We start from the raw sequence: 24326 nt of genomic DNA on the forward strand, positions 1-24326 counted from the left end.
GATCCGCACAACAGCGGTGAACCACGTGCACCGTAGCCGTACGCCTGCACCGGAGGAGGACCATGACGGACGCCGACGACGCCCAGTACCACTCCATCGCCAACCCTCGCCGGACCACGCTCCTGCATCGGAGTGCCATCGAGGCATTCGCCCCCCAACGCGAGGAACACGAGACCTCGGCGGACGAAGCGCCTGCGGCCTGACCCGTACCGCGCTCGCGCCGAACAGCTGGTCCCTACAACTCAGGGCCCGGTCGCACGCCACCCGGTGGCGCAGCGGCCGGGCCCTCTGCGTTGCCGGCTGAGCGGGATCGTCCCGCGATGCGAGATGCGCCACGTTCTTCCAAAAGTTCACCCCCTGACCGTCCATCGGCGTCGAAACAGCAGGTCCGGGGCCGTGTGGCGGCCACGTTCGATGTGACGGACCTCACTCGCGTTACATTTCGGAAACATATCCGCTAGCCTGGAGGAGGCATGTTCTTCCACAATTCGGTACAGCAGGTCGATGCAGAGGCATTCGACACAGCGAGTACTGCGCGGCAAGCCGCCGGGCAAGGTCCCGCGGCGGCCGGGTATGACGTGGAGAAGGAACGTGCCGGCCGCCTGGTCCCAAGTGGGGACGGGCCGGCGAGAGCGTCCAGTCACCGCACGGCGACATGAACTGAGTGGGGAAACCAGGGATGAACGGCGAATCGATTCGACACTTCACTGACGGACGCGTGCCCGACGCCGGGATCGCGCACCTCTTCAGCGTCGAGAACCGATTCCAGGCGAGGCTCGACGTGGAGGCGGCGCTGGCGCTCGCCGAGGCGGAGGTGGGCCTCATCCCGGAGCCGGCAGGCGAGACGATCGCCCGTGCCGCACAGATCGAGAAGCTGGACCTCGTCCGCGTCGCCGCCGAGACGGTGTCGGCCAGCCACCCCCTGATGCCGCTCATCGAGGAGTTCGCCCGCGTGGTCGGGCGGGAGTACGGCGGCTGGGTGCACTGGGGCGCCACCACGCAGAACATCACCCAGACGGCGGACGTACTGGTGCTGCGTGACGCCCACCGTTCCGTCAAGGACCTGCTCGCCAAGGTGCTGCGCGGCATGTCGAAGCAGGCCGAGGCGTCCGCCGCGGTGCCGATGGCGGGCCGTACGCACAGCCAGCACGCGGTGCCGGTCACCTTCGGCTTCAAGGTGGCGGTCTGGATCGACGAGCTCACCGCCCACACCGACCGGCTCGAGCGCCTCGAGGACCGGCTGTTCCGCGTCCTCATGGGCGGCGCCGTCGGCACGTTCGCGTCGTTCGGGCCCGCCGGGCGCGAGGTCGAGCGCCGGGTCGCCAACCACCTCGGGCTCGGCACCATGCCGGTCCCGTCGCGCGCGATCAACGACGGCATCGTCGAGCTCGTGCTCGTCCTCGGCCAGGTCGCCGGGACTGCCGGCAAGATCGGCAAGGACATCTACTCGATGATGCAGCCGGAGTTCGGCGAGGCGTTCGAGCCCATCCCGGACGGCACCGTCGGCAGCTCGACCATGCCCCACAAGCGCAACCCGCAGCTCGCTCTCGACCTCCTGTCGATGAGCGCTCAGCTCCGCGCCCTCGCCGCCCCCGCTCTGGAGTCGATGCAGCACGACCACGAGGCCAACGGCGGCATGACCGACCTCCTGGAGGAGACCGTCAAGCGCGCCATCGTCCTCGCGGGCGACATCCTGACCCGCCTCGACGTGATCCTGGACGGCCTCGAGCTGGACGAGCAGCGGATGCGCGCCAACCTTGCCCTGAGCGAGGGCCTCATCGGCTCGGAGTCGCTCATGATGGAGCTGGGCGAACGCATCGGCCGGCAGAAGGCGCACGAGGTCGTGTACGAGGTGGCGCAGGAGTCGGCAGTCGGCGACGCGCAGTTCCTCGACCTGCTGGTGCGGAACGCGACGGTCAGCGCGTACTTCGACCGCGACGAGATCCGCCGGCTGATCGACCCCAGCGCGTACCTCGGCGAGAGCATCACCATCGCGCACGACATGGCGCAGCACGCCCGCGCCGTCGCCGACCGGCTCGAGTTCAGCGCCCGTACGGCGAAGCCCGTGCCGCTCTTCGTCCGCGACCTGGCCAAGGAGGAGGACGCCGCCGACCCGGTCACCTCCGGGCGGATCGCCCCCGACGCGCGGACCGCGGACGAGCTGCTGCTCGTCGGCCTGTAGTCCTAGGACCACAGCTCTCAGAAGAGGGTGCCTGACACCCACGTCCGCCCGGCCCCGGTCCCGACCGGGGCCGGCGGCGTCAGAGGCGGGGCGACCTCCCGTGCCTCCACTGTGAAGCCGCCGCCGCGCAGCTCGGCGTCGGGGATCATCCCGGCGTCGGGCACGAGCATCTCGCCGACGCCGCCGCGCCCCGCAGCCCACTCCTCTGCGGCGAAGCCGGCGAGCTGGTCGACCCGCTCGTTGTACGGGTTGCCCACGTGACCGCGTACCCAGTGGAACCGGACGGGACCGGTGCGCTCCGCGACCGCGCTGTCGATGCCCTGCACCAGGTCGAGGTTCGGGACGGGGTCGCCGGACGGGGAGCGCCAGTCGTTGCGCTTCCACCCCTCGGACCACTCCGACACGGACCGGATGGCGTACTGCGAGCTGGACTCCACGAGCAGCGGCTCGCTGCCGGGGTGCGCCTCGATCGCGCGGAGCAGGGCTGAGAGTGCGGCGACCTGGTCGTTGCCCTGGGCCGCGCCGCCCGAGTCGAACTGCCCGCCCGCGTGGTTGATCCACGCCCATCCGATCGCGCCGCTGGGTGCGGCCGACCCGTGCGTGCTGACGATGATCACGGCGTCCATTGTGCATCCTTCTGCCCGAGAACCCGGACGGCAGGCCGGGGAACGGGACGCCGGGAGTCGGCGGCTGAAGGTGTCGCGGAGAGTTCGGTACGGCGAAACCCGGGCCCGGGCGCCACGAAACCCACGCCCGGCGTTCCGTGGGCATGATGACGGTGTGCCTCACCCCTCGTCCGACCCGGCTCCTCGCTCGTCCGGCAGCACGCCCACGCCTGCCGAACGCGCGCAGGAGCTCCACCCGTCCCGCCGTCGCACGCGCTCCGACATCCGGCGGTGGCGGCGGCTGCTCGCCGACGAGCGAGCCGAGGCCGCGGTCTACCGCGACCTCGCGGGCCGGCGCACGGGCGAGGAGCGCGAGATCCTGCTCGCGCTCGCGCGTGCGGAGAAGCGGCACGAGTCACACTGGCTCGACCTCCTGGGTCCCGACGTCGGCGCGCCGGTGCGGGGCGACCTCCGGACCCGCGCGCTCGGGTTCCTCGCCCGCCGCTTCGGCGGCGTCTTCGTGCTGGCGCTCGCGCAGCGGGCGGAGGCCCGCTCGTCGTACGCGCACGACGCCGACGCCACCGTGACCATGGCGGCCGACGAGCAGATCCACGAAGAGGTGGTGCGCGCGCTGGCGACCCGTGGCCGGAACCGGCTGTCGGGCACGTTCCGCGCCGCGGTGTTCGGCGCGAACGACGGGCTCGTGTCGAACCTCGCGCTCGTGCTCGGGATCGGCGCCTCCGGCGTGGCGACCAGCACGGTGCTGCTGACCGGGCTCGCGGGCCTCCTCGCGGGTGCGCTCTCGATGGCCGCCGGCGAGTTCGTGTCGGTGCGCTCGCAGCGGGAGCTGCTCGAGGCGTCGTCGCCGTCGCCGGACGCCGACGCCGCCCTGCCGCACCTCGACGTCGACACGAACGAGCTCGCGCTCGTCTATCGGGCGCGGGGGATGAGCAGCGAGGAGGCGACGGCGCACGCCGACGCCGTGCTCGCTCGGCTCGCTGTCCCTTCCACGGAGTCCCGCGGCCCGATCCTGCAGGACTCGAGTCGCGGGTCGGCGGCCGGCGTCGACGATGTTGCCGGCGGCGATGATCTGGAGACGCACGGAACCGCGTGGGGCGCGGCGGTCTCTTCCTTCTGCTTCTTCGCGTCCGGCGCCGTGGTCCCCGTGCTGCCCTACCTGTTCGGGCTGGACGGGCTCGTGGCGGTGGTCGCAGCGACCGCGCTCGTCGGTCTCGCGCTCCTGGTCACAGGCGCCGTCGTCGGCCTGCTGTCGGGGACGTCTCCGCTCACCAGGGCGCTGCGCCAGATCGCCATCGGACTCGGCGCGGCGGTCGTCACATACGTGCTCGGGCTGGTTTTCGGCGCCACGGTGGGCTGACCCGGGGAAGTTCACCCACGGTTCTTTGGCGGCGAAAAATGGCCCGTATTGACCATGAATGCCCGAGATGTACGGCCTCTTCCGACATAGCCGGGCCCCAAGCACAATATTCTCGATCCGCAAACCGCAGGTATGTAGTTGCCGATCTCCGGGACCGCCCGCAGATTTGCTGTGTACATTTCTGCCGGCTCACTCGGAGCCGGAGAGCGGGAGACCGATGTCGAAGTACGCGCGGCTGAGCACGGGGGACACCCTCCGTCGCCTCGTCGCGCGTGCCGTCGGAACCTTCGCGCTCGGCGCCGCGGGCCTCGCGCTCGGCGTCGCACTCGCCACCCCTTCGAGTGCTGCCGAATCGAGTGCTGCCGAAGGTGGGCCGCTCGCCTCGCTCGTCAGCGACACGGTGGAGGTGACCGTCGGCACCGTCGCGAAGACGACGGGCACGCTCGGGCTGACCACGGTCGATCGGACTCAGGCAGTCGGCAACGAGTTGGAGCCGATCGCGCCGGAGTCCGCGGCTCCCGCGTCCGAGCCCGTGACGAAGACCGTCGAGGGTGCGGTGTCGTCGGTCTCCGACGGCCCGCTCGAGCCGGTGACGAAGCCGGTCCGGACAGCGGTGACGGAGCCCGTGGGCGAGATGGTCACGGAGGTCACCGAGAAGCCCGTGGCACAGGCCGCCGAGGTCGTCGAGCAGGTCTCCGACCCCGTGCTCGAGCCTGTCACGGAGCAGGTGGGCAAGACCCTGACACCGGTGACCGAGCCTCTTGGTGAGCAGCTCGCCCCCGCGACGGGCCTCGTCGAAGAGGTCGTCTCGCCGCTGGCGCCGGTGCTCGACTCGGTGACCGAGCCGCTGGCCCCGGTGACCGGCGGTCTGCTGGCTCCCGTGGTCGACGTCGTCGCTCCGGTGACCGACGTCGTGGGCGGCGTGGCCGCCCCGATCCTGCAGGACCTCGAGCCGGCGACGGCTCCGGTCAAAGACGCCCTTGCTCCGGTGCTCGTCCCTGTCGTCGACGTGGTCGCCCCCGTGGGTGAGGCGCTCGACCCGGTCGTGGAGCCGCTCGCCCCGCTGCCCGGCGGCCTGTTGCCGGACGGGCCCGCGACGGTGCTCCCGACCGAGCCGGTCGAGGAGCACATCGAGCCGACGTACCCGGGGTCGCTGCAGGCCTCCGGTGACGCCGCGGGCGTCGTGGTCTGGACCTCAGCCGTCCGGCACTCGATGCTCGACCTGATGCTGGCGAACGCCCCCGTGGGCCCGACGGCCGCGGACACCGCGCGGGCGCTGAGCGCCGCGACGGCGGGCGTCGTCAACGCGAGCGGTCCAGGCCTCCTCGGCGCGGGCCTCCCGCTCGCCGCCGGTGGCGTGGGGAACGCTGTCGCCGCGGGCGCCGGCGCCCTCCTGGGCGGCGGTGCGCCGCAGCTGAAGGTACCGGGCGGCGGCGAGCTCCTCGCGGTGCTCGCGGCCCTCCTGCTCTTCCGAGCCCACTCCTGGCGAGTGTCGACCGACGAGTCGCGCGCCAAGCTGTCCAGCAGCTACACGGATATCCCTGTCTCTCCTGCCTGACGTGGTTGCGCCGCGCCAACGCGCGCGGCACGACCCGACGGCGAATCTGCCGTCGGCTCCACGCCAGGCAGGGAGAGATCTTTGGACAAGAACTTCCGACGGGCGCTGTACATCGCGCTTGTTGCAGGCGGCCTCGTGGTCGTCGACGCCTCTTCGGCGTACGCCGCCGAGGAAGGTCTCCTGGATCCAGTCACACAGGGGGTCACGGACGGGGTCGAGGGAGCTGCTGCTGCAGGCAGCGCGCTCGATGCTGTCGTCGCTGACGCACCGCAGCCGGGCAAGGGAGTCGACGCGACGGCCGGGGATGGACCGGCCGAGGGCGCACCGAACCTAGACGACGACTTCGCCGACGACGCAGCCCTGCTTGGCGTTCTCGGATCTCTTGCGCGCGCTGACGTCACCTGGGTCGTCGACGGGACGCAGGGCGCGGAAAGTCTGGTCGACGACCTCCTGGAGGGCGTCCTGCCGACCGATATCGAGGTCCCGGGGCCGGATCAGCCGGGGCCGGATCAGCTGGGAACGGATCAGCCGGGAACGGGTGAGCCGGGAGCGGGTGAGCCGGGAGCGGGTGAGCCGGGTACTGACCCCGGCGTCGTCGAACCCGGAACCGACGGTCCGGGTGCGGGCAGCCCTGGGAGCGGTGGTCCGGGAGCCGATCGCCCGGGAGCCAATGGTCCTGGATTCCAGACTCGCGGCGGGGAGACGCGCGGCGTCGCGATGACCGGCCGCACCGGTGCCGCCGCCGTCGGCGCTCCTGGTTACACCACCGCCGGCTATGACACCGCCGCTGTGCCTGATTCCGATGACCCGGCCGACGCTGGTGAGTCCGCCGACGGCCCGGATGCCGACCAAGACCTCCCCGTCGGAGGCGTCGACCTCAGCTGGGGCGACAAGGCGGACGTGGTTCCGGCCGCCTACGACGGAACGATCCTGCCCGGCGGCTTCAGTGACGGCCTCCGCGGCACTTTGACTGGGCTCGATGGGCAAGCGGCGCCGGTGGTTGTCCCCGGCGAAACCCTTGCCCAGACGGGCCCCCTGATCACGGGGCAGCTCGCGCTGGTCTCGCTCCTCCTGGGGCTGGGCCTCGCGGTGCTCCGCACGCGTCGCCGTCGGATCGTGGTTTCTTCACGCATCGACGGTTGACAACGACCCGGGCTCGGTCCTGGTCGCGAGCCATCAAGGTGGATCGTGGCTGAGGGCCGCATAAGTCCCGGGTCGGCAGGTCCGAGGGTCGGGGCGCCGCTGGGGGGCGCCCCGGCCCCCGGGTCGGCAGGTTCGAGGGTCGGGGCGCCGCTGGGGGGCGCCCCGGCCCCCGGACCGGGACCGGACAGAGCGGGGGCTCAGGACATCTGGGGGTGACCTGGGCGCCCGCTCTGTCGTACGCGGCGTACGCCACATCGGAGGTACCCGGTCGGGCGTCGAACCGGGCCTACGATCGGAGCACCATGCGCCATCTGCTCGCCGACACGACGCCGCTGAAGGTGTCGTCCGACTACCGGCGCCTGTGGTTCGGCCTGTCGATCTCGAACATCGGCACGCAGGTGACCATCGTCGCGGTGGGCCTGCAGGTCTACGCGCTGACCGGTTCCACTCTCGCTGTGGGCGTGCTGGGGCTGTTCACGCTGGTCCCGCTGGTGGCGCTCGGTCTGTACGGCGGGGCGCTCGTGGACCACTACGACCGCCGCACGGTGTCGCTCGTGTCGTCGCTGGTGCTGTGGGTGGTCGTGGCGGGCATCGCCGCGCAGGCCTGGTTCGAGCTCGAGTCGGTCGAGCTGCTGTACGGGCTGGTCGCCGTGCAGAGCGCGGCGTTCGCGATCAACAACCCGGCCCGTTCGGCGATCGTCCCGCGCCTGCTCCCCAAGGAGCTCATGCCCGCGGCCAACGCGCTGACGACGCTCTCGTGGAACGTCGCGATGACCGGCGGGCCGCTGATCGGCGCGCTGCTGGTGGCCCAGCTCGGCTACGCCTGGGCCTACACGCTTGACATGGTGCTGTTCCTTGCGGCTCTCTGGGCCGTGTTCCGGCTGCCGCCCGTGCCGCCGGAGGGCAGCGCCGTCGACGGCGTCAGCCGGACCGGCAGGGGCCGAGTCGGCGCCGTCGGGCTGCGGTCCGTCCTGGACGGCCTGCGCTACCTCACCACCCAGCCCAACGTGCGCACCACGTTTCTCGTCGATATCTGCGCCATGGTCCTGTCCTTCCCGCGCGTCCTGTGGCCCGCGGCCGGCGTCATCTACCTCGGCGGTGGCGAGACGACGACGGGCGTGCTCGCCGCGGCCTTCGCGACCGGCGGCATCCTCGCGGGCGTGTTCTCCGGCGGGCTGACGCGCATGCGCAGGCAGGGGCAGGTGATCATCTGGGCGATCACCGCGTGGGGCGTGTCGATCGCCGCCTTCGGGATGGTCCTCGTGCTGGTGGGCCGAGGCTCACCGGACGGGGCGATCGTCTGGGCGATCGTCGCGGCCGGGATCGCGCTCGCGTTCGCTGGAGGCTCCGACAGCGTCTCGTCCGTGTTCCGGCAGAGCATCCTGCAGACCGCGACCCCCGATCACATGCGCGGCCGGCTGCAGGGAGTGTTCATCGTGGTGGTGGCCGGAGGGCCGCGCCTCGGGGAGATGGTCCTCGGCGCCGAGGCGACGTGGTTCGGCGAGGGCTGGGCGGCCGTCGCCGGCGGGCTCACCTGCGTGGTGCTGCTCTGGGTGATCGTCCGGCTGACGCCTCGGTTCTGGCGGTACGACTCGCGGCACCCGGAGCCCTGAGCACTGTGGCCCGCCGGTCGAGCTTGTCGAGGACAGGTTGCGACAAGCTCGACCAACGGGCGGGTGTCAGTCCTTCTTGGTGACGTCGGTGGAGCCGGAGCTGGAGCCGTTCGTCGGGCCCGCGAGGTTCGAGATGAGCTGGTGGATGTCCACGCCGGTGAGCTGCTTGATGACGCCCTGGCCCTCGCCGAGCACGGACGCCACATTCTTCGTGACCGCGGAGGCACCGTCGGTGGAGATCACGGTCATGCCCTGGATCGAGGCGATCGGCTCGGCGGCGGCGCGGACGATGTCGGGCAGACGCTCGATGAGCTCCTGCACCAGAGCGGCCTCGCCGTACTTGCGCAGCGCCTCCGCCTTGGCGTCGATAGCGGTGGCCTCGGCGAGACCCTCGGCCTCGACGGCGATGGCCCGCGCCCGGCCCTCGGCCTCGATACCGGCCGCCAGCGCCACCTGCTTGTCGCGCTCGGCCTCACCGGCTCGGCGCACCGACTCGGCGGAGGCCTCGGCGTCCTGCAGCGCGGCGGTCTTGTTCGCCTCGGCGATGGTGGTGCGCTTGAACGCCTCGGCCTCCGTGGCCGCGTTGTTGGCGTCACGGCGGGCGTTGGCGCCCTGGACCTCCGCGTAGGCCTGGGCCTCGGCGGGCTTGCGGACCTCGATGTCGAGGCGCTCCTGCTCCACGCGGGCCTTCTCGGCCATGGCCTCACGCTCCTGCTGGGCCACGAGGCGGTCCTGCTCGGCACGGGCGAGCTGGCCGGCGGCGTCGGCCTCGGCGTTCGCCCTGTCCGTCTCGGCCTTGATGGTGGCCTTCTTGAGGTCGAGGGCCTTCTGGCGCTCGGCGATCTGCTCGGCCGCCTCGATCACGGCGAACTCCGAGGCCCGGTTGGCCTCCGCCTCCGACACCTCGGCGAGCTGCCGGGCGTTGGCGGCCTCTGCGCGGCCGAGGTTCGCGAGGTAGTCCGATCCCGGCGTCGAGATGTCGGAGATGTTCAGCAGATCGACCTGGAGGCCCTGCTCGGAGAGGTCCGTCTTGGTGGACTCCACCACGCGGTCCGACAGGCCCTTACGGTCCGAGATGATCTGCTCGATGGTCATGTCGCCGACGATCGACCGCAGCGAGCCCTCGAGCGACTCCTTGATGATCTCGGTCAGCAGGTGCTGCTGGGACAGGAAGCGCTGGGCCGCCCGCCGGACGCCCTCCTCGTCGCCGCGCACCTTGAAGTTGATCGACGCCTTGATCGCGATCTTGATGCGGTTCTTGTCGACACCCTCGACGGTGATGCCGATCTGCCGCTGCTCCAGGGAGATCGCGAAGCCCTGCTGCAGCACCGGCCACACGAACGCCCGCCCGCCGACCACCACGCGCTGGCTCGCCATCTGCGCCTCGGACTTGCCCGCGCCGCGGCCCACGATGATCAGCGCCTCGTTCGGCGGCACGCGCCGGATCCGGCTCGCAATGAACGCTAGGACGAGGAAAACAGCGAGGACGCCCGCCACGACGGCAATAACGCCCACCAGTTGTCCGGTCGTTTCCATGTCGGCTCCTGGGGTTGGGGTTTCGGCCGGACCGACAGCGGTCCCAGCCGGATATGCGGTTATAGATGGGTTGGGGGAGATCGGCGGCAAGGGCGAGCGTCAGCGCACCGGCTCGACCTTTACGCGCGCTCCGTGCTGCTCGACGACGGCGATGCGGGTGCCCTGCTCGATCGGCTCGTCGGAGAACGCGAGCCGGGTCTCCAGCTCAGTGGCCGCGTCGAGGGACACCTCGCCGTGCCCGCGGTCCACGTCGGACGTCACGGTGCCCTGCACGCCCACCAGGGAGACGTGCGCGCCGTCGTTGCCGGCATTGAGGCGCCTGATCAGCACGTTGACCATGATGATCACCAGGACGGCGACCGCGAGACCGGCCGGATAGGCCACCCACAGTGGGAGCCCCGAGGAGAGCACCACCATGCCGGTCGCGCCGAACAGCAGCCCGCCTGCACCCAGCGTGGTGCCCGAGAGGGCGCCGTCGGCCAGGTCGATGAAGTCGCCGAGCACGAGTGAGGCGAGTGCGAGCGCGAGCCCGAGAAGACCGATGATGATGAAGACGAGCATCTCGGGTTCCATTCGTATTTGGGAAAGTCGGATGCAACGTATCAGGAAGCCTTTTGCTGCATGCGCGATAGAAGGGTGAATTCTTTCGACGCTAACGCTCCGACTGCCTCCGGAGTGTGCGGCTGGCGGCGAGGGTCAGCAGCGTGGCGAACCAAGCCGCGCCGACGGCGATCAGGAAGCCTGCGTGCGCACCCGCCGTGTCGACGCGCGCCCCGGCGACCGCCGCGCCGAGCGAGGCGCCCATGCCGATCGATGTGCCCACCCACGCCAGCGCCTCGGTGAGCTGGTGCTTGCCGACCATGTCCTGCACCAGGCCGTTGCCCGTGATGACAGTGGGCGCGATCGCCATCCCCGCAACGAACATCACGATCGCCAGCATCCACAGCGAGTCCGCCAGGAGAACCAGGGACACGCCGGGGCCGAACGCCGCCATCCCGATGACGAAGCGGCGCGACGCCCGGCTGGTGAAGTGCCGGGCGCCGTAGGCGAGGCCGGCGACCATCGAGCCGAGCGCGAACACCGCGAGCACCACGCCGGACAGGCCCTTGCTCCCCAGCTCCTCGGCGAACGCCACAGTGGTGACCTCCACCGAGCCGAAGATCATGCCCATCGCCACGAAGACGAGCACCATCACCGGCATGCCGGGGATGAGGATGACCGGGCGGTGCCGCACCTCGGCGTCCGGCACGACGACTGGGGGCTCGGTTGCGCGCTGCGCCACGAACAGGAGGCCGCCCACCACGGTTGCGAGGCCGGCGAGCACCAGGGCCGACGGCGCCGCGACGGCCGTCGCGAGCGTCGTGGCGAGCACCGGGCCCACGATGAAGACCAGCTCGTCGATCGATGACTCCAGTGAGTACGCGGTGTGCAGGCGACGCGGGTCGTCGAGCGCGTGGTTCCACCGGGCGCGGACCATGGAGCCGTACGAGCCCTGGCTCCCGCCGGCGATCGCGGCGAACGGCCACAGCACCCACTCGGGGGCTCCGAGCACGGCCGCGGTGATGAGGCCGCCTAGACCGACGGCGGACACGGCAAGGGTCGGCAGCAGTACCGTCCGCTGGCCGCGCCGGTCCACCCAGCGTGCGATCTGCGGGGCGAGGAACGCCTGGGCCAGCCCCAGTACCGCCGCGACCCGGCCTGCCATCGCGTAGCTGTCGTAGAGACCCTGGACCATGAGCACGGCGCCGATCCCGACCATCGACATCGGGAGGCGGGCGAGCGCGCCGGCTGCGGAAAATCTGAGTGCGCCCGGGGTGCGGAGTACTGCCGCGTACGGGTTGGAGCGGGGTGTAGCAGCGGTCTGGGGCACGGATCGAGTGTCCCATCGACCACTGACACTGGTCCTCCTGTTTCCGCGGAGCCGGCTCACCGTCCCCGGGGCGGCGAGTGGGCGGCGGGGGGCAGATGAGCAGATGTGACACTCGGCAGCTCGGTGGCTCACGATGGGGCCCATGACCGAAGAACCCCAGGTGACAGTGACCGACAACCCCGAGAAGTCGCGGTTCGAGGTGAGCGTCGACGGCACGCTGGCCGGCTTTGCCGTCTACGAGAAGGATCCGGGTGCCGTGATCTTCGTGCACACCGAGGTGTTCCCTGAGTACGAGGGCCGCGGCCTGGCGGGGCAGCTCGCGAAGTCGGCGCTCAGCATGGTGCGCGAGTCGGGCAACAGGATCGTGCCGGTGTGCCCCTTCATCCGCAGCTATGTGCGCAAGCACGCTCCCGAGTACGACGGCCTGCTGCTGCAGCCAGCCGCGGACTGAGGGGCCGTACCGGTGTGAAAAGAAGTTTCACAACTTCTATCCCACCGCAAACTTCACATCCAAGGCGACATGTGCGAGAGTTTCCCCACGGCGCCGCCCGGTGGCATTGTTCGTCACCTCAGTGTTCCCGGATCGGCGCCGGCCAACTTAGCAGCAGCACGACGCAAGACGACGTGACACCACAACACGATGCACCACGGCACCAACCCCCAGCAGCCAGTACCGGAGGCCAAGTACGTGAGGCACCCCGCCCACCAAGAGGCGACACCCATGCCCGCCTATGCGCGCACGGCGTCGCTTCCGCCGGCAAAGTTGTCAGGGGTGATGTCGGGCATCGGCCGCCGTGAGTTCCTCACGATGGCGACGGCGGGCACTGCGGCTGCGGCGATCAGCGTGACCATCGCGGCCCTCGACCCGGCCACGGCGCTCGGCGCACCGGCCATGACGGGGAACGCCACGCCGGAGCCGGCGTCGGACCTGAACCTCAAGCGCGAGCTGCGCGCCATGTGGATCGCGTCCGTGGTCAACATCGACTGGCCGTCCACGAGCGGCCTCGACGCCGCCACCCAGCAGGCCGAGTTCCTGCAGTGGCTCGACGTGGCGGAGGAGAACCGGCTGAACGCCGTGTTCGTGCAGGTCCGGCCCACTGCCGACGCCTTCTACGAGAGCCCGTACGAGCCGTGGTCGCAGTACCTGATGGGCACGCAGGGGCAGCACCCGGGCTACGACCCGCTCGCGTTCATGGTCGAGGAGGCGCACAAGCGCAACATCGAGCTGCATGCCTGGTTCAACCCGTACCGCGTCTCGATGCAGACCGACCCGGTGCAGCTCGTCCCGGACCACCCCGCGCGGCTGCACCCGGACTGGGTGTGGGCGTACGGCGGCAGGCTCTACTTCGACCCGGGCATCCCCGAGGCGCAGGAGCACATCCAGCAGGCGATCCTGCACGCGGTCGAGAACTACGACATCGACGGCGTGCACTTCGACGACTACTTCTACCCGTACCCGGTGGCCGGCCAGACGCTGCCCGACGCCGGGACGTACGAGCAGTACGGCGAGGGCTTCGACACCATCGAGGACTGGCGCCGCGGGAACGTGGACCGCTTCGTCGAGACGATGAGCCGCCGCATCAAGGAGACCAAGCCCTGGGTCAAGTTCGGGATCAGCCCGTTCGGCATCTGGCGCAACTCCTCCACCGACCCGCTGGGCTCGGAGACGGGCGGCTCGGAGTCCTACGACGACCAGTTCGCCGACACCCGCAAGTGGGTGCTCGAGGGCTGGCTCGACTACATCAACCCGCAGATCTACTGGCAGATCGGGCTCGCGGTCGCCGACTACTCGGCCCTCGTGCCGTGGTGGGCGGAGGTCGCCGCGCAGTCCGGCACGCAGCTCTACATCGGCGAGGCCCTCTACAAGGCGACGAGCGGGGTCTTCACCGACCCGGACGAGCTCACGAACCACCTCGACCTGTGCCGCGAGGTCAGCCGCGACGTCGGCCCGATCCACGGCAACGTCTACTACTCAGCGGTGCACGTGCCCGCTGACCCGCAGGGCGCGATGTCGAAGGTGGTCGAGGACCACTACCAGTACCCCGCCCTGGTGCCGCCCATGCCGCACCTGCCGGCGGCGCCCGTGGTCACCCCGGTCCTCGCCAAGGCGCGCAGGGTGTCCGACGGCGTCAAGATCCACCTCGCCGACATCGGCACCAGGGACGCCAGGGCGACGTCGTTCGCGGTGTACCGCGTGGCGGGTGCCGCGGACGCCGTGGACACGAACGACCCGGCGAACCTCGTGGGGGCGTTCCGGTCCGCGGGCGGGCGGATCCAGTCGTGGCTCGATACCTCGGCCGCGCCGGGCACGGATTACACCTATGCCGTCACGGCGCTGGACCGGGTCTGGAACGAGACGGACCCGAGCCAGCCGCGTGTCACGGAGTAGGCGTCAGCGCTCGACCGGGAGCCCCGCGCCCGTCCATGCGATGATGCCGCCGTCGAGGTTCGTCGCCTCGAAGCCCACCGCGTCGTTGAGCCACTGCGTTGCCCGCGCCGAGCGGCCGCCGGAGTGGCACATGACCAGGATCTGCGTGTCGGCGTCGAGCTCGCCGTACCGCGCCGGCAGGTCGCTCAGCGGGATGTGAACGGCGCCCGGGGCGTGGCCGGCTTCCCACTCGTCCTGCTCGCGCACGTCCAGGAGCGTGGACCCGGCGGGGACGGGGGAGGTCGAGTCGAGCTCGCTGGGGTGAACCGAGGGAACCTCGGGCAACATCGGCGGGAACATGGGCTCCAGCCTACGACGACGTCGGCCAGGTCATGGCTGACGGCGACGGACCCGCCCGGTACCTGGCAGTATCGGCTGCATGGATGCGCGTGCCGGAACCCCTGCCCAGCCCAGCGACCTCATCGACGTCGACCAGGTGGTCGGCGCCTACTACGACCTATCGCCGGACCCGGGCGACCCCGGCCAGCAGGTCGTGTTCGGCACGTCCGGCCACCGTGGGTCGAGCCTGGACCATGCCTTCAACGAGGCCCACATCGTCGCGATGACCGCCGCGATAGTGGAGTACCGGCGCGGGCAGGGCACGGACGGCCCGCTGTTCATCGGGCGGGACACGCACGCGCTGTCCCTCCCGGCCTGGCAGACGGCGCTCGAGGTGCTCGCCGCGGCCGACGTCGACGTGATGGTCGACGCGCGCGACTCGTGGACGCCGACGCCCGCCGTCAGCCAGTCGATCCTGCTGCACAACCAGACGCGGTTCGCCGAGGGGACCCCCGGCCTGGCGGCGCCCGGGGCGGGCCTGGCGGACGGGATAGTGGTGACGCCGTCGCACAACCCGCCGCGCGACGGCGGCTTCAAGTACAACCCGCCGCACGGCGGCCCCGCTGACTCCGACGCGACCGGGTGGATCGCGGACCGGGCCAACGAGATCCTGCGCACCGGCGTCGGCCAGGTGAAGCGGGTGCAGCTCGAGGAGGCGCTCGCGGCCGAGAGCACGCACCGCCACGACTTCCTGTCCTCGTACGTGGACGACCTCGCGAGCGTGCTCGACCTGGAGGCCATCCGCACGTCCGGGGTGCGCATCGGCGCTGACCCGCTGGGCGGGGCTTCGGTCGAGTACTGGGGCGCGATCGCCGAACGGTACGACCTCGACCTCACCGTCGTGAACCCTCAGGTCGACCCCCGCTGGGCGTTCATGACGCTCGACTGGGACGGCAAGATCCGCATGGACTGCAGCTCGCCGTACGCGATGGCATCGCTCGTGGAGAAGATGACCGGGCCCGACGCGGGGGCGGCCGGCGAGGCGCCGTTCGACGTCGCGACCGGCAACGACGCCGACTCCGACCGGCACGGCATCGTCACGGCCGACGGCCTCATGAACCCCAACCACTTCCTCGCCGTGGCCATCGAGTACCTCTACGGCGGTGCGCGTCCCAGCTGGCCAACGGGCGCCGCGATCGGCAAGACGCTCGTGTCGTCCGCGCTCATCGACCGGGTGGCCGGCGGCCTGAACCGGCGCCTCGTGGAGGTGCCGGTCGGCTTCAAGTGGTTCGTCCCTGGCCTGCTCTCGGGCGAGGTGGGTTTCGGCGGCGAGGAGTCAGCGGGCGCGTCGTTCCTCCGCAAGGACGGCCGCGTCTGGTCCACCGACAAGGACGGGATCCTGCTCGCGCTGCTCGCCTCGGAGATCATGGCGACGACGGGCAGGTCGCCGTCGGAGCACCACACCTCGCAGGTCGAGCGGTACGGCGAGAGCTGGTACGCCCGCGTCGACGCCGCCGCCACGCGGGAGCAGAAGGCTCGTCTCGGCGTGCTGTCGTCGTCGGACGTCACGTCCAAGACGCTCGCCGGGCAGGACATCACGGCGACGCTCACCGAGGCGCCTGGCAACGGCGCGAAGATCGGCGGGCTCAAGGTCACGACGGCCGACGCGTGGTTCGCCGCCCGGCCGAGCGGAACCGAGGACGTCTACAAGATCTATGCGGAGTCGTTCGTGTCCGCCGAGCACCTCACCGAGGTGCAGGCCGCCGCGAAGGCGCTGGTCGACGAGGCGCTCGCCTGAGCTTCGCTGGTCGAGCCTGTCGAGACCCTGATTTCGGCAGGTCGACCAGCGAGGTGCGAGCTGGTGACCGGTGCCCGACGGCTCAGTCGGCGGTCGTCACGAGGAGGTTGACGAGCTCGGTCAGGACGGCGGTGTCGGGCGCGGCATCGCCGTCCTCCGACGTGGGGTTCGCGGCCACGGCGGCCCGCGCGGAGGACTCGTAGATGCTGAGCAGCAGGTCGACCGCCGTGCGCTCTTCGACCGTGAACCGCAGGCCGCAGCTGTCGAGGATCCGGCGGATCGCAGCGCCGAGCTCGGCCCGGAGCCTCTCCTCCTGGGCGAGGAACGGCCGGCCGATAGCGGGGTCGCGCATCGCGAGCAGCTCGAGCTCGGCGCGCATCAGCGCCCACTGCCGCGCGTCCCCGGGGTCCGTGACCACCACCGAGAGGATGGTGCGGATCGCCTCGTAGTCCACGACGCCGCCACGGATGAGGTCCGGCTCGACCTCCTTGCCGACCGACTCCAGGGAGGCGAGCTGCCGGCGCATCGCCCGTTCGGCGAGCGCGAGGAACAGCTCCTCCTTGCTGCTGAAGTTCGAGTAGAAGGCTCCGCGGGTGAACCCGGCGGCCTCGCAGACCGCTTCGATCGACGCGCCGCGGATGCCGTGGTCCGCGAAGACGGCGAAGGCGGCGTCGAGCAGGCGCTCGCGGGTTCGTTCACGTCGCGGCGTCAGGGCCGTGGCGAGCGCTCGCTCGACCGACGACCCGGAGTCGACGTCGGTGGCGGACTCGGTGGTCACAAGTAGCTCCTCGGGGTCAAGAACTGAGTCTATCAATACGACGCCCGTATTCGATGCACTCATGTATCGGATACAGTGGTGCATCAAAGCGCCCTGCCGTCCCCCGCCTCGTCCCAGGAGTGTGCGTGTCCTCCGTTCTCTACTCGCTCGGCAGATGGGCCGTTCGTGCCCGTCGGCTCGTCCTCGTCGTCTGGGTCGTGGCGCTCGCCCTCGTGGGCGGGGCGGCCGGCCTGCTGCAGCAAGATCTCGACAACGCGGTGACCATCCCCGGCACGGAGTCCCAGGCGGCGCTCGACCGCCTGGCGGCGACATTCCCGCAGGTCAGCGGTGCCTCGGCGCAGGTGATCGTGGTCGCGCCCGAGGGCGAGAGCATCAAGGACGAGCCCATGCGCTCGGCCATCACCGACGGCGTCGAGGCGATCAGCGACGTCTCGCAGGTCGCCGCGGTCACCTCTCCCTTCGACAAGCTGATGCCGGCCTCGGTGTCCGACGACGAGCGCGCCACGCTGCTCACGATCCAGCTCGACGGTGACCAGGGGTCCATCACCGAGGCGACCAAGGACGCGCTCGGCGAGAAGGCCGACGCGCTCGCGCAGGCTCTGCCCGACGGCGCGGAGGCGCAGCTGGGCGGCCAGCTCTTCTCCTCCGAGCTCCCCCAGATGACGCTCACCGAGGGTGTCGGCCTGCTCGTCGCGCTCGTCGTGCTGGTCCTGACCCTCGGCTCGCTCGTGGCCGCCGGCCTGCCGCTGCTCAATGCCCTGCTCGGCGTCGGAGCGTCGATGGGCCTGCTGTTCGCTGCGACGGCGCTCGGCCCGATCAACTCGACCACGCCGCTGCTGGCCGTGATGCTCGGCCTGGCGGTCGGCATCGACTACGCCCTGTTCATCGTGTCCCGGCACCGAGAACAGCTCGGCAAGGGGCTCCCCGTCGACGAGTCGATAGCGCGGGCGACCGCGACGGCAGGCTCCGCAGTGGTCTTTGCCGGACTCACCGTGATGATCGCGCTGGTCGGCCTGGGCGTCGCGGGCATTCCGTTCCTCACCGTCATGGGCGTCGCGGCGGCGGTGACGGTCGGCATCACCGTGCTGGTGTCGCTCACGCTGCTGCCGGCACTGCTCGGGTTCGCGGGGGAGCGGCTGCGGCCCGAGCCGTCACGCCGGGCCCGCCGCGCAGCGGCCAAGGCCGCGAAGGTTCCCGCCGCGGCCTCCGACGATCCCGAGGCGACCGGCCGGCGCGGTGCCGCCGTGGCCCTGCCCGAGCACAGGCCGAACCGGTTCTTCGCCGGGTGGGTGCGGGCAGTGACGAAGATCCCGGCGCTGACCGTCGTGCTGGTCATCGCCGCCATGGGCGCGCTGAGCTACCCCGCGCTGGACCTGCGCCTAGCGCTTCCGGACGCGGGAGTGATGGGCAGGGAGGACCCTGCGCGTGTCACCTACGACCTGGTCTCGGAGCACTTCGGCGACGGCTTCAACGGCCCGCTGATCGTCACGGGGTCCATCGTGACCAGCACCGACCCGGTCGCGCTGATGGACGAGATCGGGGACGAGATCGCGGACCTGCCGGGCGTGGCCGACGTGCCGCTCGCGACGCCGAACCAGTCGGCGGACACCGGCATCATCCAGGTCGTCCCCGAGGGTGGCCCGACGTCCGCCCAGACTGAGGACCTGGTCCGCGAGATCCGGGCGCAGCACGACCACTTCCTCGACGAGTACGGCGTGGACCTCTCCGTCACCGGCTTCACCGCCGTAGGTATCGACGTGTCGGACAAGCTCGGCGACGCGCTGCTGCCGTTCGCCTTCGTCGTGGTGGGCCTCTCGCTGATCCTGCTGACCATGGTGTTCCGCTCGATCGCGGTGCCGATCAAGGCGACCGTCGGTTACCTGTTCTCCGTGGGCGCGGCGTTCGGTGTCGTCTCGCTCGTGTTCGAGCACGGCGTCTTCGCCGAGGCGCTCAACGTGACCCGCACGGGGCCGGTGATCAGCTTCATGCCTATCGTGCTCATGGGCATCCTGTTCGGCCTCGCGATGGACTACGAGGTGTTCCTCGTGTCCCGCATGCGCGAGGACTACGTGCACGGCCGCGACGCCAGGAAGGCGATCGCGACGGGCTTCCAGGCGTCCGCCAAGGTGGTCACCGCCGCGGCGGTCATCATGATCGCGGTCTTCGTGGCGTTCGTGCCCCACGGCGACATGAACCTCAAGCCGATCGCCCTCGGGCTCGCCGTGGGTGTGGCCGTCGACGCGTTCGTGGTGCGCATGATCTTCGTCCCGGCGGTGCTCGCACTCCTGGGCGAGAAGGCCTGGTACATGCCGAAGAAGCTCGACGCGTTGCTGCCGTCGTTCGACGTCGAGGGTGAGGGCCTGACCCGCGAGCTGTCGCTCGCGGACTGGCCCGAGCCGGGAGCGACCGACGCGGTGGCCACCGGTGGCCTCGAGGTGCGCGGCCGGTCGGGCGTGATCGTCGGCCCGGTGAGCGTTCGGGTGCCCGACGGCGGCACGCTGCTCGTGCACGGTGGCGCCACGGCGCCGGTCAGCGCCTTCCTGCTGGCCGTCGCGGGCCGGATCAAGCTGTCGGCCGGCGTGGCGAAGACAGCCGGGCTGGTGCTTCCCGAGCGCGCGTCGTCCGTGCGGCACAGGGTCGCGGTAGTCGACTCGGCGGCCGAGGGCGGGAATCCCGCAGAGGCGGTCCGCCGGGCGCTGCGCGACAGGCCGAGTGTGCTCGTCGTGGACGGCACCGAGACAGTGGGCGACCTGGCGGCGCGGGCCGAGCTGGCGCAGGCCGTGGCCGGCGCGCAGACCGCGGGCGTCGCGGTGCTGCTCGGCTCGACGGGCTCCGCCGCGACCGACCTGGCGCCGTTCGGCACCCCGGTGCTGGACGTCAGCCCTGGCACCCGCACGGAGTCCCCAGGCATAGAACGTGACCAGCAAGCAGACGTGACCGAGCAGGAGGTACGGGCATGACGACCGCGACGAGATGGCTGCGGCCCGAGCCCATCCGTAACCCCTGGCGCGCCGTGGCCGTGGCGCTCCTTCCGCTGATGATCCTGGGACTGCTCATCTCGGCCCTGTGGAACCCGCAGGAGCGGCTCGACACCGTCAAGGCGGCGATCGTGAACCTCGACGAGCCGGTGAAGATCAACGGTCAGACGGTGCCGCTCGGCCGCCAGCTTGCCGCCGGCCTCGTGAGCGGTGGCGAGACGTCCGACGCAGCGGCGGGTGAAGCGGCGGCGGTTCCCGCCTCCGACGCGAGCTACGACTGGGAGATCTCCGACGCCGATAGCGCCGCCGACGGCCTCGCCGATGGCACGTACGCCGCCGTCGTGACCATCCCGGAGGGCTTCTCGGCGGCGGCGACGTCGTTCAGCGGTGAGGACCCGGCGAAGGCACGGCAGGCGACGATCGACGTCGCCACGCCGGCCGACGGCCGCGTGCTCGACGACGCCCTCGCGCAGGTCGTGGCCCAGACGGCCACCGGCGTGCTCGGCAGCACGCTCACCGAGACCTACGTGGACAACGTCCTGGTCGGCTTCTCCACGCTCTCGAAGGAGCTGGGCAAGGCCGCCGACGGCGCCGACCAGCTCGCCGACGGGGCCACCGAGGCGGGCAAGGGTGCGCAGGAGCTGGCCGACGGTGCGCAGCAGACCTCGGACGGTGTGGCCGGGATCGGCGACGGCGTGTCCGGGCTGGCCGGCGGCGCAGGGGAGTGGGCCGCGGGCGCGAACGACTGGGCGGCGGGCGCCGACTCGATGGCGGGCGGCGTGAGCCAGCTGGCCGACGGCGCCGGTCAGTCCGCAGCGGGTGCCGCAGACCTGGCGTCCGGCGCGGACGAGCTCGCGACGGGCACCGAGGGCATTGCGACGGGGGTGAAGGATCTCGCGGGTGGGCTCGCGGAGACCGCCAAGAAGAGTCAGCAGCTGCCGGGCAGCGCCTCGCAGCTGGCGACCGGGGCCACCGAAGTGTCGGGTGGCATCGATGAACTGGTCGGCGGCCTCGAGCAGGCATGCGCTGTCCCGTCACTCGATCCGCGGCTCACTGCCCTGTGCGGTCAGCTACCGGACCTCAAGAAGCTGCAGGCCGGCGCAGCGGAGGTTGCCGGTGGCATGACCGGCCTCGCCGGCACGGGTGGTGCCAAGCCCACGGGCCTCTACGAGCTGACCGCTGGCATCTCCGGACTCTCTCAGGGTGCCGGCGAGCTCGCCGGCCACGCAGAGCAGGTCACGGTCGGCGCCGTATTAGCGGCGGACGGTGCGCACCAGCTCTCGGGCGGCCTCGCGGAGCTGCATGCCGGCGCGGACGAGGCGGCCAACGGCGCGGCCGGCCTGGCCAGCGGCGCGCGTGAGCTCTCCGGCGGTGCCGGTGGCCTCGCGTCGGGTGCGACGGAGCTCGCCAACGGCGTCGGCGAGCTGGAGACGGGCACCAGCCAGCTCGCGACCGGCGTGGACGGCCTGGCGGACGGCGTCGGCGAGCTGGCCGGCGGCGCGAAGGACCTGTCCAACGGTCTGGGGCAGGCCACCGAGGAGATCCCGGCGTACACCGAGCAGGAACGGCAGTCCCTGGCGTCGGTGGTCGCCGACCCGGTGGCCACGGACGGCGCGGTCACCGACCTGGACACCGGTGCGACCGGCCCGATGTTCGCCGTCCTGGCGCTCTGGCTCGGGGCGCTCGCGCTCATGAACGTGTTCACGCCGGTGCCGCTGCACGCTTGGGGCTCCACGCGCAGCGCCCTGCGGCTCACCCTGGAGACGTTCGCTGTCCCGGCCGCGGTCGGCCTGGTCACGGGCCTCGCGACGGGTGCCGTGCTGGCCGGTATCGAGGGCCTGGACGTCGGCGGATGGGCCGCGACCATGGGCTTCGGTGCGCTGGTCTCGGTCGCTTTCGTCGCGTTCAACCAGGCGCTGGCCGCGGTGCTCGGCCACGTCGGCCGGGGTCTGAGCCTGCTGGTCGCGGTGCTCGTCATCGCGACCGGCGTGGTGTCGACGGCGCCAGGCGTACTCGAAGGGCTGGCAGCGGTCCTGCCGGTCGGCGCTGGCCTCGACGGCCTCGTCGGGCTCATCGAGCCTGGTGTGGGCGGCGTCGGGATGGCGGTCGCCGCGATGGTGCTGTGGGGCATCGCGGGCCTGGCCGTGACGACGACAACGGTGGCGCGGCAGCGCACCGTCCGGGTAGCGGAGCTGCTCCGCCCGGCCTGACCTAGCGCCGCGTTGGTCGCGGCACACCGGATGAGATCGGTCCGTTGCCTTGAGATCGGTCCGTTGATGGACCGATCTCAAGGCAACGGACCGAAGTCGTTGAGCTCGCTCATGTCGCCCAGCAGGTCAGACCCGGCGCAGCCGCCCGGCGGTGTCCGGCCAGGGGACGTGCACGGACTCCAGCGGGACGAGCGCCTTCGTCAGATACGCGTCGCGCAGCACGATGCCGGCGGGGGAGAGCTCGCTGATCGTGAGCTCGGCGCCCTCGCCGTCGAGCAGCCAGTGCTCCGCGAGCTCACGCAGACCACGATCGAGCACGAGCTCCTCGGCCGCGTGGTAGTCGCGCACGTCGCCGACGGCGTGGCCGAGGCGGTTGCGCGGGATCACGTCGGCGTAGTCGTCGGTCACGGGTTCGAGGTAGCCAACGGTCTCGCCGTCCTCCCGCGTGACGGCGAGCCAGGTGTCCATCGGGGCGATCTCCGGCGTCGTCATGGACCGACCGTAAGGTCACCGGCTGCCCAGGGGCCTGCTGTTTTCGCCGCCCGGACCGGCCGAGCCCGCCCGGGCCGAGCCGCCCACCCCGAGCGCTACCGATCAGTCGAAGTACTTCTCCACCTCGACCGCGCCGCCCTCCTCGGCGAACTCCTCGTGGACGGCGGCGCGCAGCCCCGCGTCGTACAGATAGTCCAGGGCCGTCGCCGCGAGCCCGGCTGCGCTGTCGATCGCGGCGGACACCGCCGCCGGGGTCGCCGCGGCGGCCGCAAACTCGGCGGTGTGCAGCGCGACGTCCGGGTTCGAGACCTGCACGAGCGGGTGGATGCCGGGGATGCGGAACGAGAAGTTACCGAAGTCCGTGGACGCAGCGAGCGTCTCCGAGAGCACTCCCGCGGGCAGCGGGTCGCGACCCCGGCGCCGCTGGGCGGCGACCCAGCGGTCGGTGAGCGTCCGGTTGGTGCGCACCGGCAGGCTCGGGTGGGCGCCGTCGTCCCAGGTGATCTCGACGTCCGTGCCGGTCATCAGGGCCGCGCCGAGCGCGATGTCGTCGAGGCGGCTGGAGAGGTCGCGCAGGGTGTCCGGGTACTTGGACCGCGCGTACAGGTGCACGACGGCGCGCTCCGTGATGATGCTCGGCCGCGTGCCGCCCTCTGCGATCGTGGCGTGCACGCGGTCCACCGGCGGCATCTGCTGCCGCAGCAGGCCGATGCCCTGGTAGGCGAGGCTGGCGGCGTCCAACGCATTGCGGCCCATGTACGGCTGGGCGGAGGCGTGCGCGGGACGTCCGGTGAACGTCCAGGTCAGGAGGCGGCGGCCGAGCCAGACCTGGTCGGCGACGTCCAGCCCGTACGGGTGCACCATGATCGCCGCATCGATGCCCTCGAGCGCCCCGTTGCGAGCGAGCACCTCCTTGCCGGTGTGCCCCTCCTCGGCGGGCGTCCCGAGCAGGACGACGCGGCCGGCAGGGGCGTCGGCGGAGGTCATGACGTGGTGCAGGGCGAGGAACGCGCCCACGCCGGCCGCCGCGATGACGTTGTGGCCGCAGGCATGGCCGATGCCGGGCAGCGCGTCGTACTCCGCGCAGATCGCGATGGTGGGCCCGGCGGGGTCCCCGACCTCGGCCCGGAACGCCGTCGGCACGCCGTGCGCGCCAAGCTCCGCCTCGACACCGTGCCGCGCGAGCACCTCGACCAGTGTCGCCACGCTGCGGTGCTCCTCGAAGGCCGGCTCGGGGTGCTCGTGCAGCCGCTTGACGATCTCCGCGAGCTCGGGCTCGAGCTGCTCGGCGGCCCGCTCGACGGCGGAGACCAGCGCGGCGGGCGCGCCGCCGTCGGGCAGAGACGTTCCCTGATGGCCGACGGCGCCTCGGCCGCCCGCTGCGACCGTGCCGGTCAGGGCCTCCCGCCGCCCGGAGGTCTCGGCGACCAGATGGTCGAGGTAGGCGGTGCTGGGCGGGGTAGGGCGGCTCATGCGTC

Annotated in this window: 19 protein-coding genes; 11 read left to right on the forward strand and 8 right to left on the reverse strand. The window is 71.4% G+C overall.

What is annotated here, in order from left to right:
* The first annotated feature begins 62 nt into the window (after positions 1-62).
* Entirely contained in the window at positions 63-203 is a 141-nt protein-coding gene (locus IE250_RS09735; protein WP_189669041.1) for a hypothetical protein, read from the forward strand.
* 476 nt (positions 204-679) lie between these two features.
* Positions 680-2182, forward strand: coding sequence for a class-II fumarase/aspartase family protein (locus IE250_RS09740; protein ID WP_189669042.1), 1503 nt, complete (start codon positions 680-682; stop codon positions 2180-2182).
* A 17-nt stretch (positions 2183-2199) separates the two neighbouring features.
* On the opposite strand, the gene IE250_RS09745 is transcribed toward IE250_RS09740, so the two are convergent.
* A complete protein-coding gene (locus IE250_RS09745) occupies positions 2200-2808 on the reverse strand; it encodes a ribonuclease H family protein (RefSeq protein WP_229872299.1) in 609 nt (202 codons plus the stop codon).
* 154 nt (positions 2809-2962) lie between these two features.
* Here IE250_RS09745 and IE250_RS09750 point away from each other — a divergent pair, with 154 nt between their 5' ends.
* From IE250_RS09750 to IE250_RS09765, 4 genes are all read left to right on the forward strand, one after another.
* Entirely contained in the window at positions 2963-4165 is a 1203-nt protein-coding gene (locus IE250_RS09750) for a VIT1/CCC1 transporter family protein (protein ID WP_373301646.1), read from the forward strand.
* 217 nt (positions 4166-4382) lie between these two features.
* A complete protein-coding gene (locus IE250_RS09755) occupies positions 4383-5723 on the forward strand; it encodes a hypothetical protein (RefSeq protein WP_189669043.1) in 1341 nt (446 codons plus the stop codon).
* An 81-nt stretch (positions 5724-5804) separates the two neighbouring features.
* Entirely contained in the window at positions 5805-6866 is a 1062-nt protein-coding gene (locus tag IE250_RS09760; protein WP_189669044.1) for a hypothetical protein, read from the forward strand.
* A gap of 302 nt (positions 6867-7168) precedes the next feature.
* A complete protein-coding gene (locus tag IE250_RS09765; protein WP_189669045.1) occupies positions 7169-8479 on the forward strand; it encodes an MFS transporter in 1311 nt (436 codons plus the stop codon).
* 66 nt (positions 8480-8545) lie between these two features.
* Here the strand turns inward: IE250_RS09765 and IE250_RS09770 are convergent, their stop codons facing one another.
* The 3 genes from IE250_RS09770 to IE250_RS09780 all read right to left on the reverse strand — a co-directional run bounded on the left by IE250_RS09770 (position 8546) and on the right by IE250_RS09780 (position 11885).
* The gene (locus IE250_RS09770) at positions 8546-10015 is read right to left on the reverse strand and encodes a flotillin family protein (RefSeq protein WP_189669046.1); all 1470 of its coding nucleotides are present in this window, start codon (positions 10013-10015) and stop codon (positions 8546-8548) included.
* A gap of 99 nt (positions 10016-10114) precedes the next feature.
* On the reverse strand, positions 10115-10576 hold the full coding sequence (locus IE250_RS09775; protein ID WP_189669047.1) for an NfeD C-terminal domain-containing protein: 462 nt from the start codon (positions 10574-10576) through the stop codon (positions 10115-10117).
* A gap of 91 nt (positions 10577-10667) precedes the next feature.
* Positions 10668-11885, reverse strand: a complete 1218-nt coding sequence (locus IE250_RS09780; RefSeq protein WP_189669048.1) for an MFS transporter — start codon at positions 11883-11885, stop codon at positions 10668-10670.
* Between the two features lie 142 nt (positions 11886-12027).
* Here IE250_RS09780 and IE250_RS09785 point away from each other — a divergent pair, with 142 nt between their 5' ends.
* Together IE250_RS09785 and IE250_RS09790 are read left to right on the forward strand one after the other, a co-directional pair.
* Positions 12028-12336, forward strand: coding sequence for a GNAT family N-acetyltransferase (locus tag IE250_RS09785; protein WP_189669049.1), 309 nt, complete (start codon positions 12028-12030; stop codon positions 12334-12336).
* Between the two features lie 270 nt (positions 12337-12606).
* Positions 12607-14274, forward strand: a complete 1668-nt coding sequence (locus IE250_RS09790) for a glycoside hydrolase family 10-like protein (protein WP_229872300.1) — start codon at positions 12607-12609, stop codon at positions 14272-14274.
* A 3-nt stretch (positions 14275-14277) separates the two neighbouring features.
* Here IE250_RS09790 and IE250_RS09795 read toward each other — a convergent pair whose 3' ends face one another.
* Positions 14278-14613 carry a rhodanese-like domain-containing protein gene (locus tag IE250_RS09795; protein ID WP_189669050.1) on the reverse strand — a complete coding sequence of 112 codons (336 nt, stop codon included), beginning with the start codon at positions 14611-14613 and terminating at the stop codon, positions 14278-14280.
* Positions 14614-14692: 79 nt separating this feature from the next.
* On the opposite strand from IE250_RS09795, the gene pgm reads away from it, so the two are divergent.
* A complete protein-coding gene (gene pgm, locus IE250_RS09800; RefSeq protein ID WP_189669051.1) occupies positions 14693-16390 on the forward strand; it encodes a phosphoglucomutase (alpha-D-glucose-1,6-bisphosphate-dependent) in 1698 nt (565 codons plus the stop codon).
* An 82-nt stretch (positions 16391-16472) separates the two neighbouring features.
* On the opposite strand, the gene IE250_RS09805 is transcribed toward pgm, so the two are convergent.
* A complete protein-coding gene (locus IE250_RS09805; RefSeq protein ID WP_189669052.1) occupies positions 16473-17168 on the reverse strand; it encodes a TetR/AcrR family transcriptional regulator in 696 nt (231 codons plus the stop codon).
* 125 nt (positions 17169-17293) lie between these two features.
* On the opposite strand from IE250_RS09805, the gene IE250_RS09810 reads away from it, so the two are divergent.
* On the forward strand, positions 17294-20128 hold the full coding sequence (locus IE250_RS09810; protein WP_189669053.1) for an MMPL family transporter: 2835 nt from the start codon (positions 17294-17296) through the stop codon (positions 20126-20128).
* Positions 20125-22356 (forward strand): YhgE/Pip domain-containing protein, encoded by a 2232-nt coding sequence (locus tag IE250_RS09815; protein WP_189669054.1) that lies wholly within the window; start codon positions 20125-20127, stop codon positions 22354-22356. The genes IE250_RS09810 and IE250_RS09815 overlap by 4 nt, the downstream gene beginning before the upstream one ends.
* A gap of 126 nt (positions 22357-22482) precedes the next feature.
* Here the strand turns inward: IE250_RS09815 and IE250_RS09820 are convergent, their stop codons facing one another.
* Together IE250_RS09820 and IE250_RS09825 are read right to left on the reverse strand one after the other, a co-directional pair.
* On the reverse strand, positions 22483-22848 hold the full coding sequence (locus IE250_RS09820) for a hypothetical protein (protein WP_189669055.1): 366 nt from the start codon (positions 22846-22848) through the stop codon (positions 22483-22485).
* A gap of 102 nt (positions 22849-22950) precedes the next feature.
* On the reverse strand, positions 22951-24321 hold the full coding sequence (locus IE250_RS09825) for a M20 family metallopeptidase (protein ID WP_189669056.1): 1371 nt from the start codon (positions 24319-24321) through the stop codon (positions 22951-22953).
* Positions 24322-24326 lie beyond the last annotated feature (5 nt).

Origin of the sequence: Promicromonospora soli (assembly GCF_014653785.1) — a bacterium.
GTDB classification, from domain to species: domain Bacteria; phylum Actinomycetota; class Actinomycetes; order Actinomycetales; family Cellulomonadaceae; genus Promicromonospora; species Promicromonospora soli.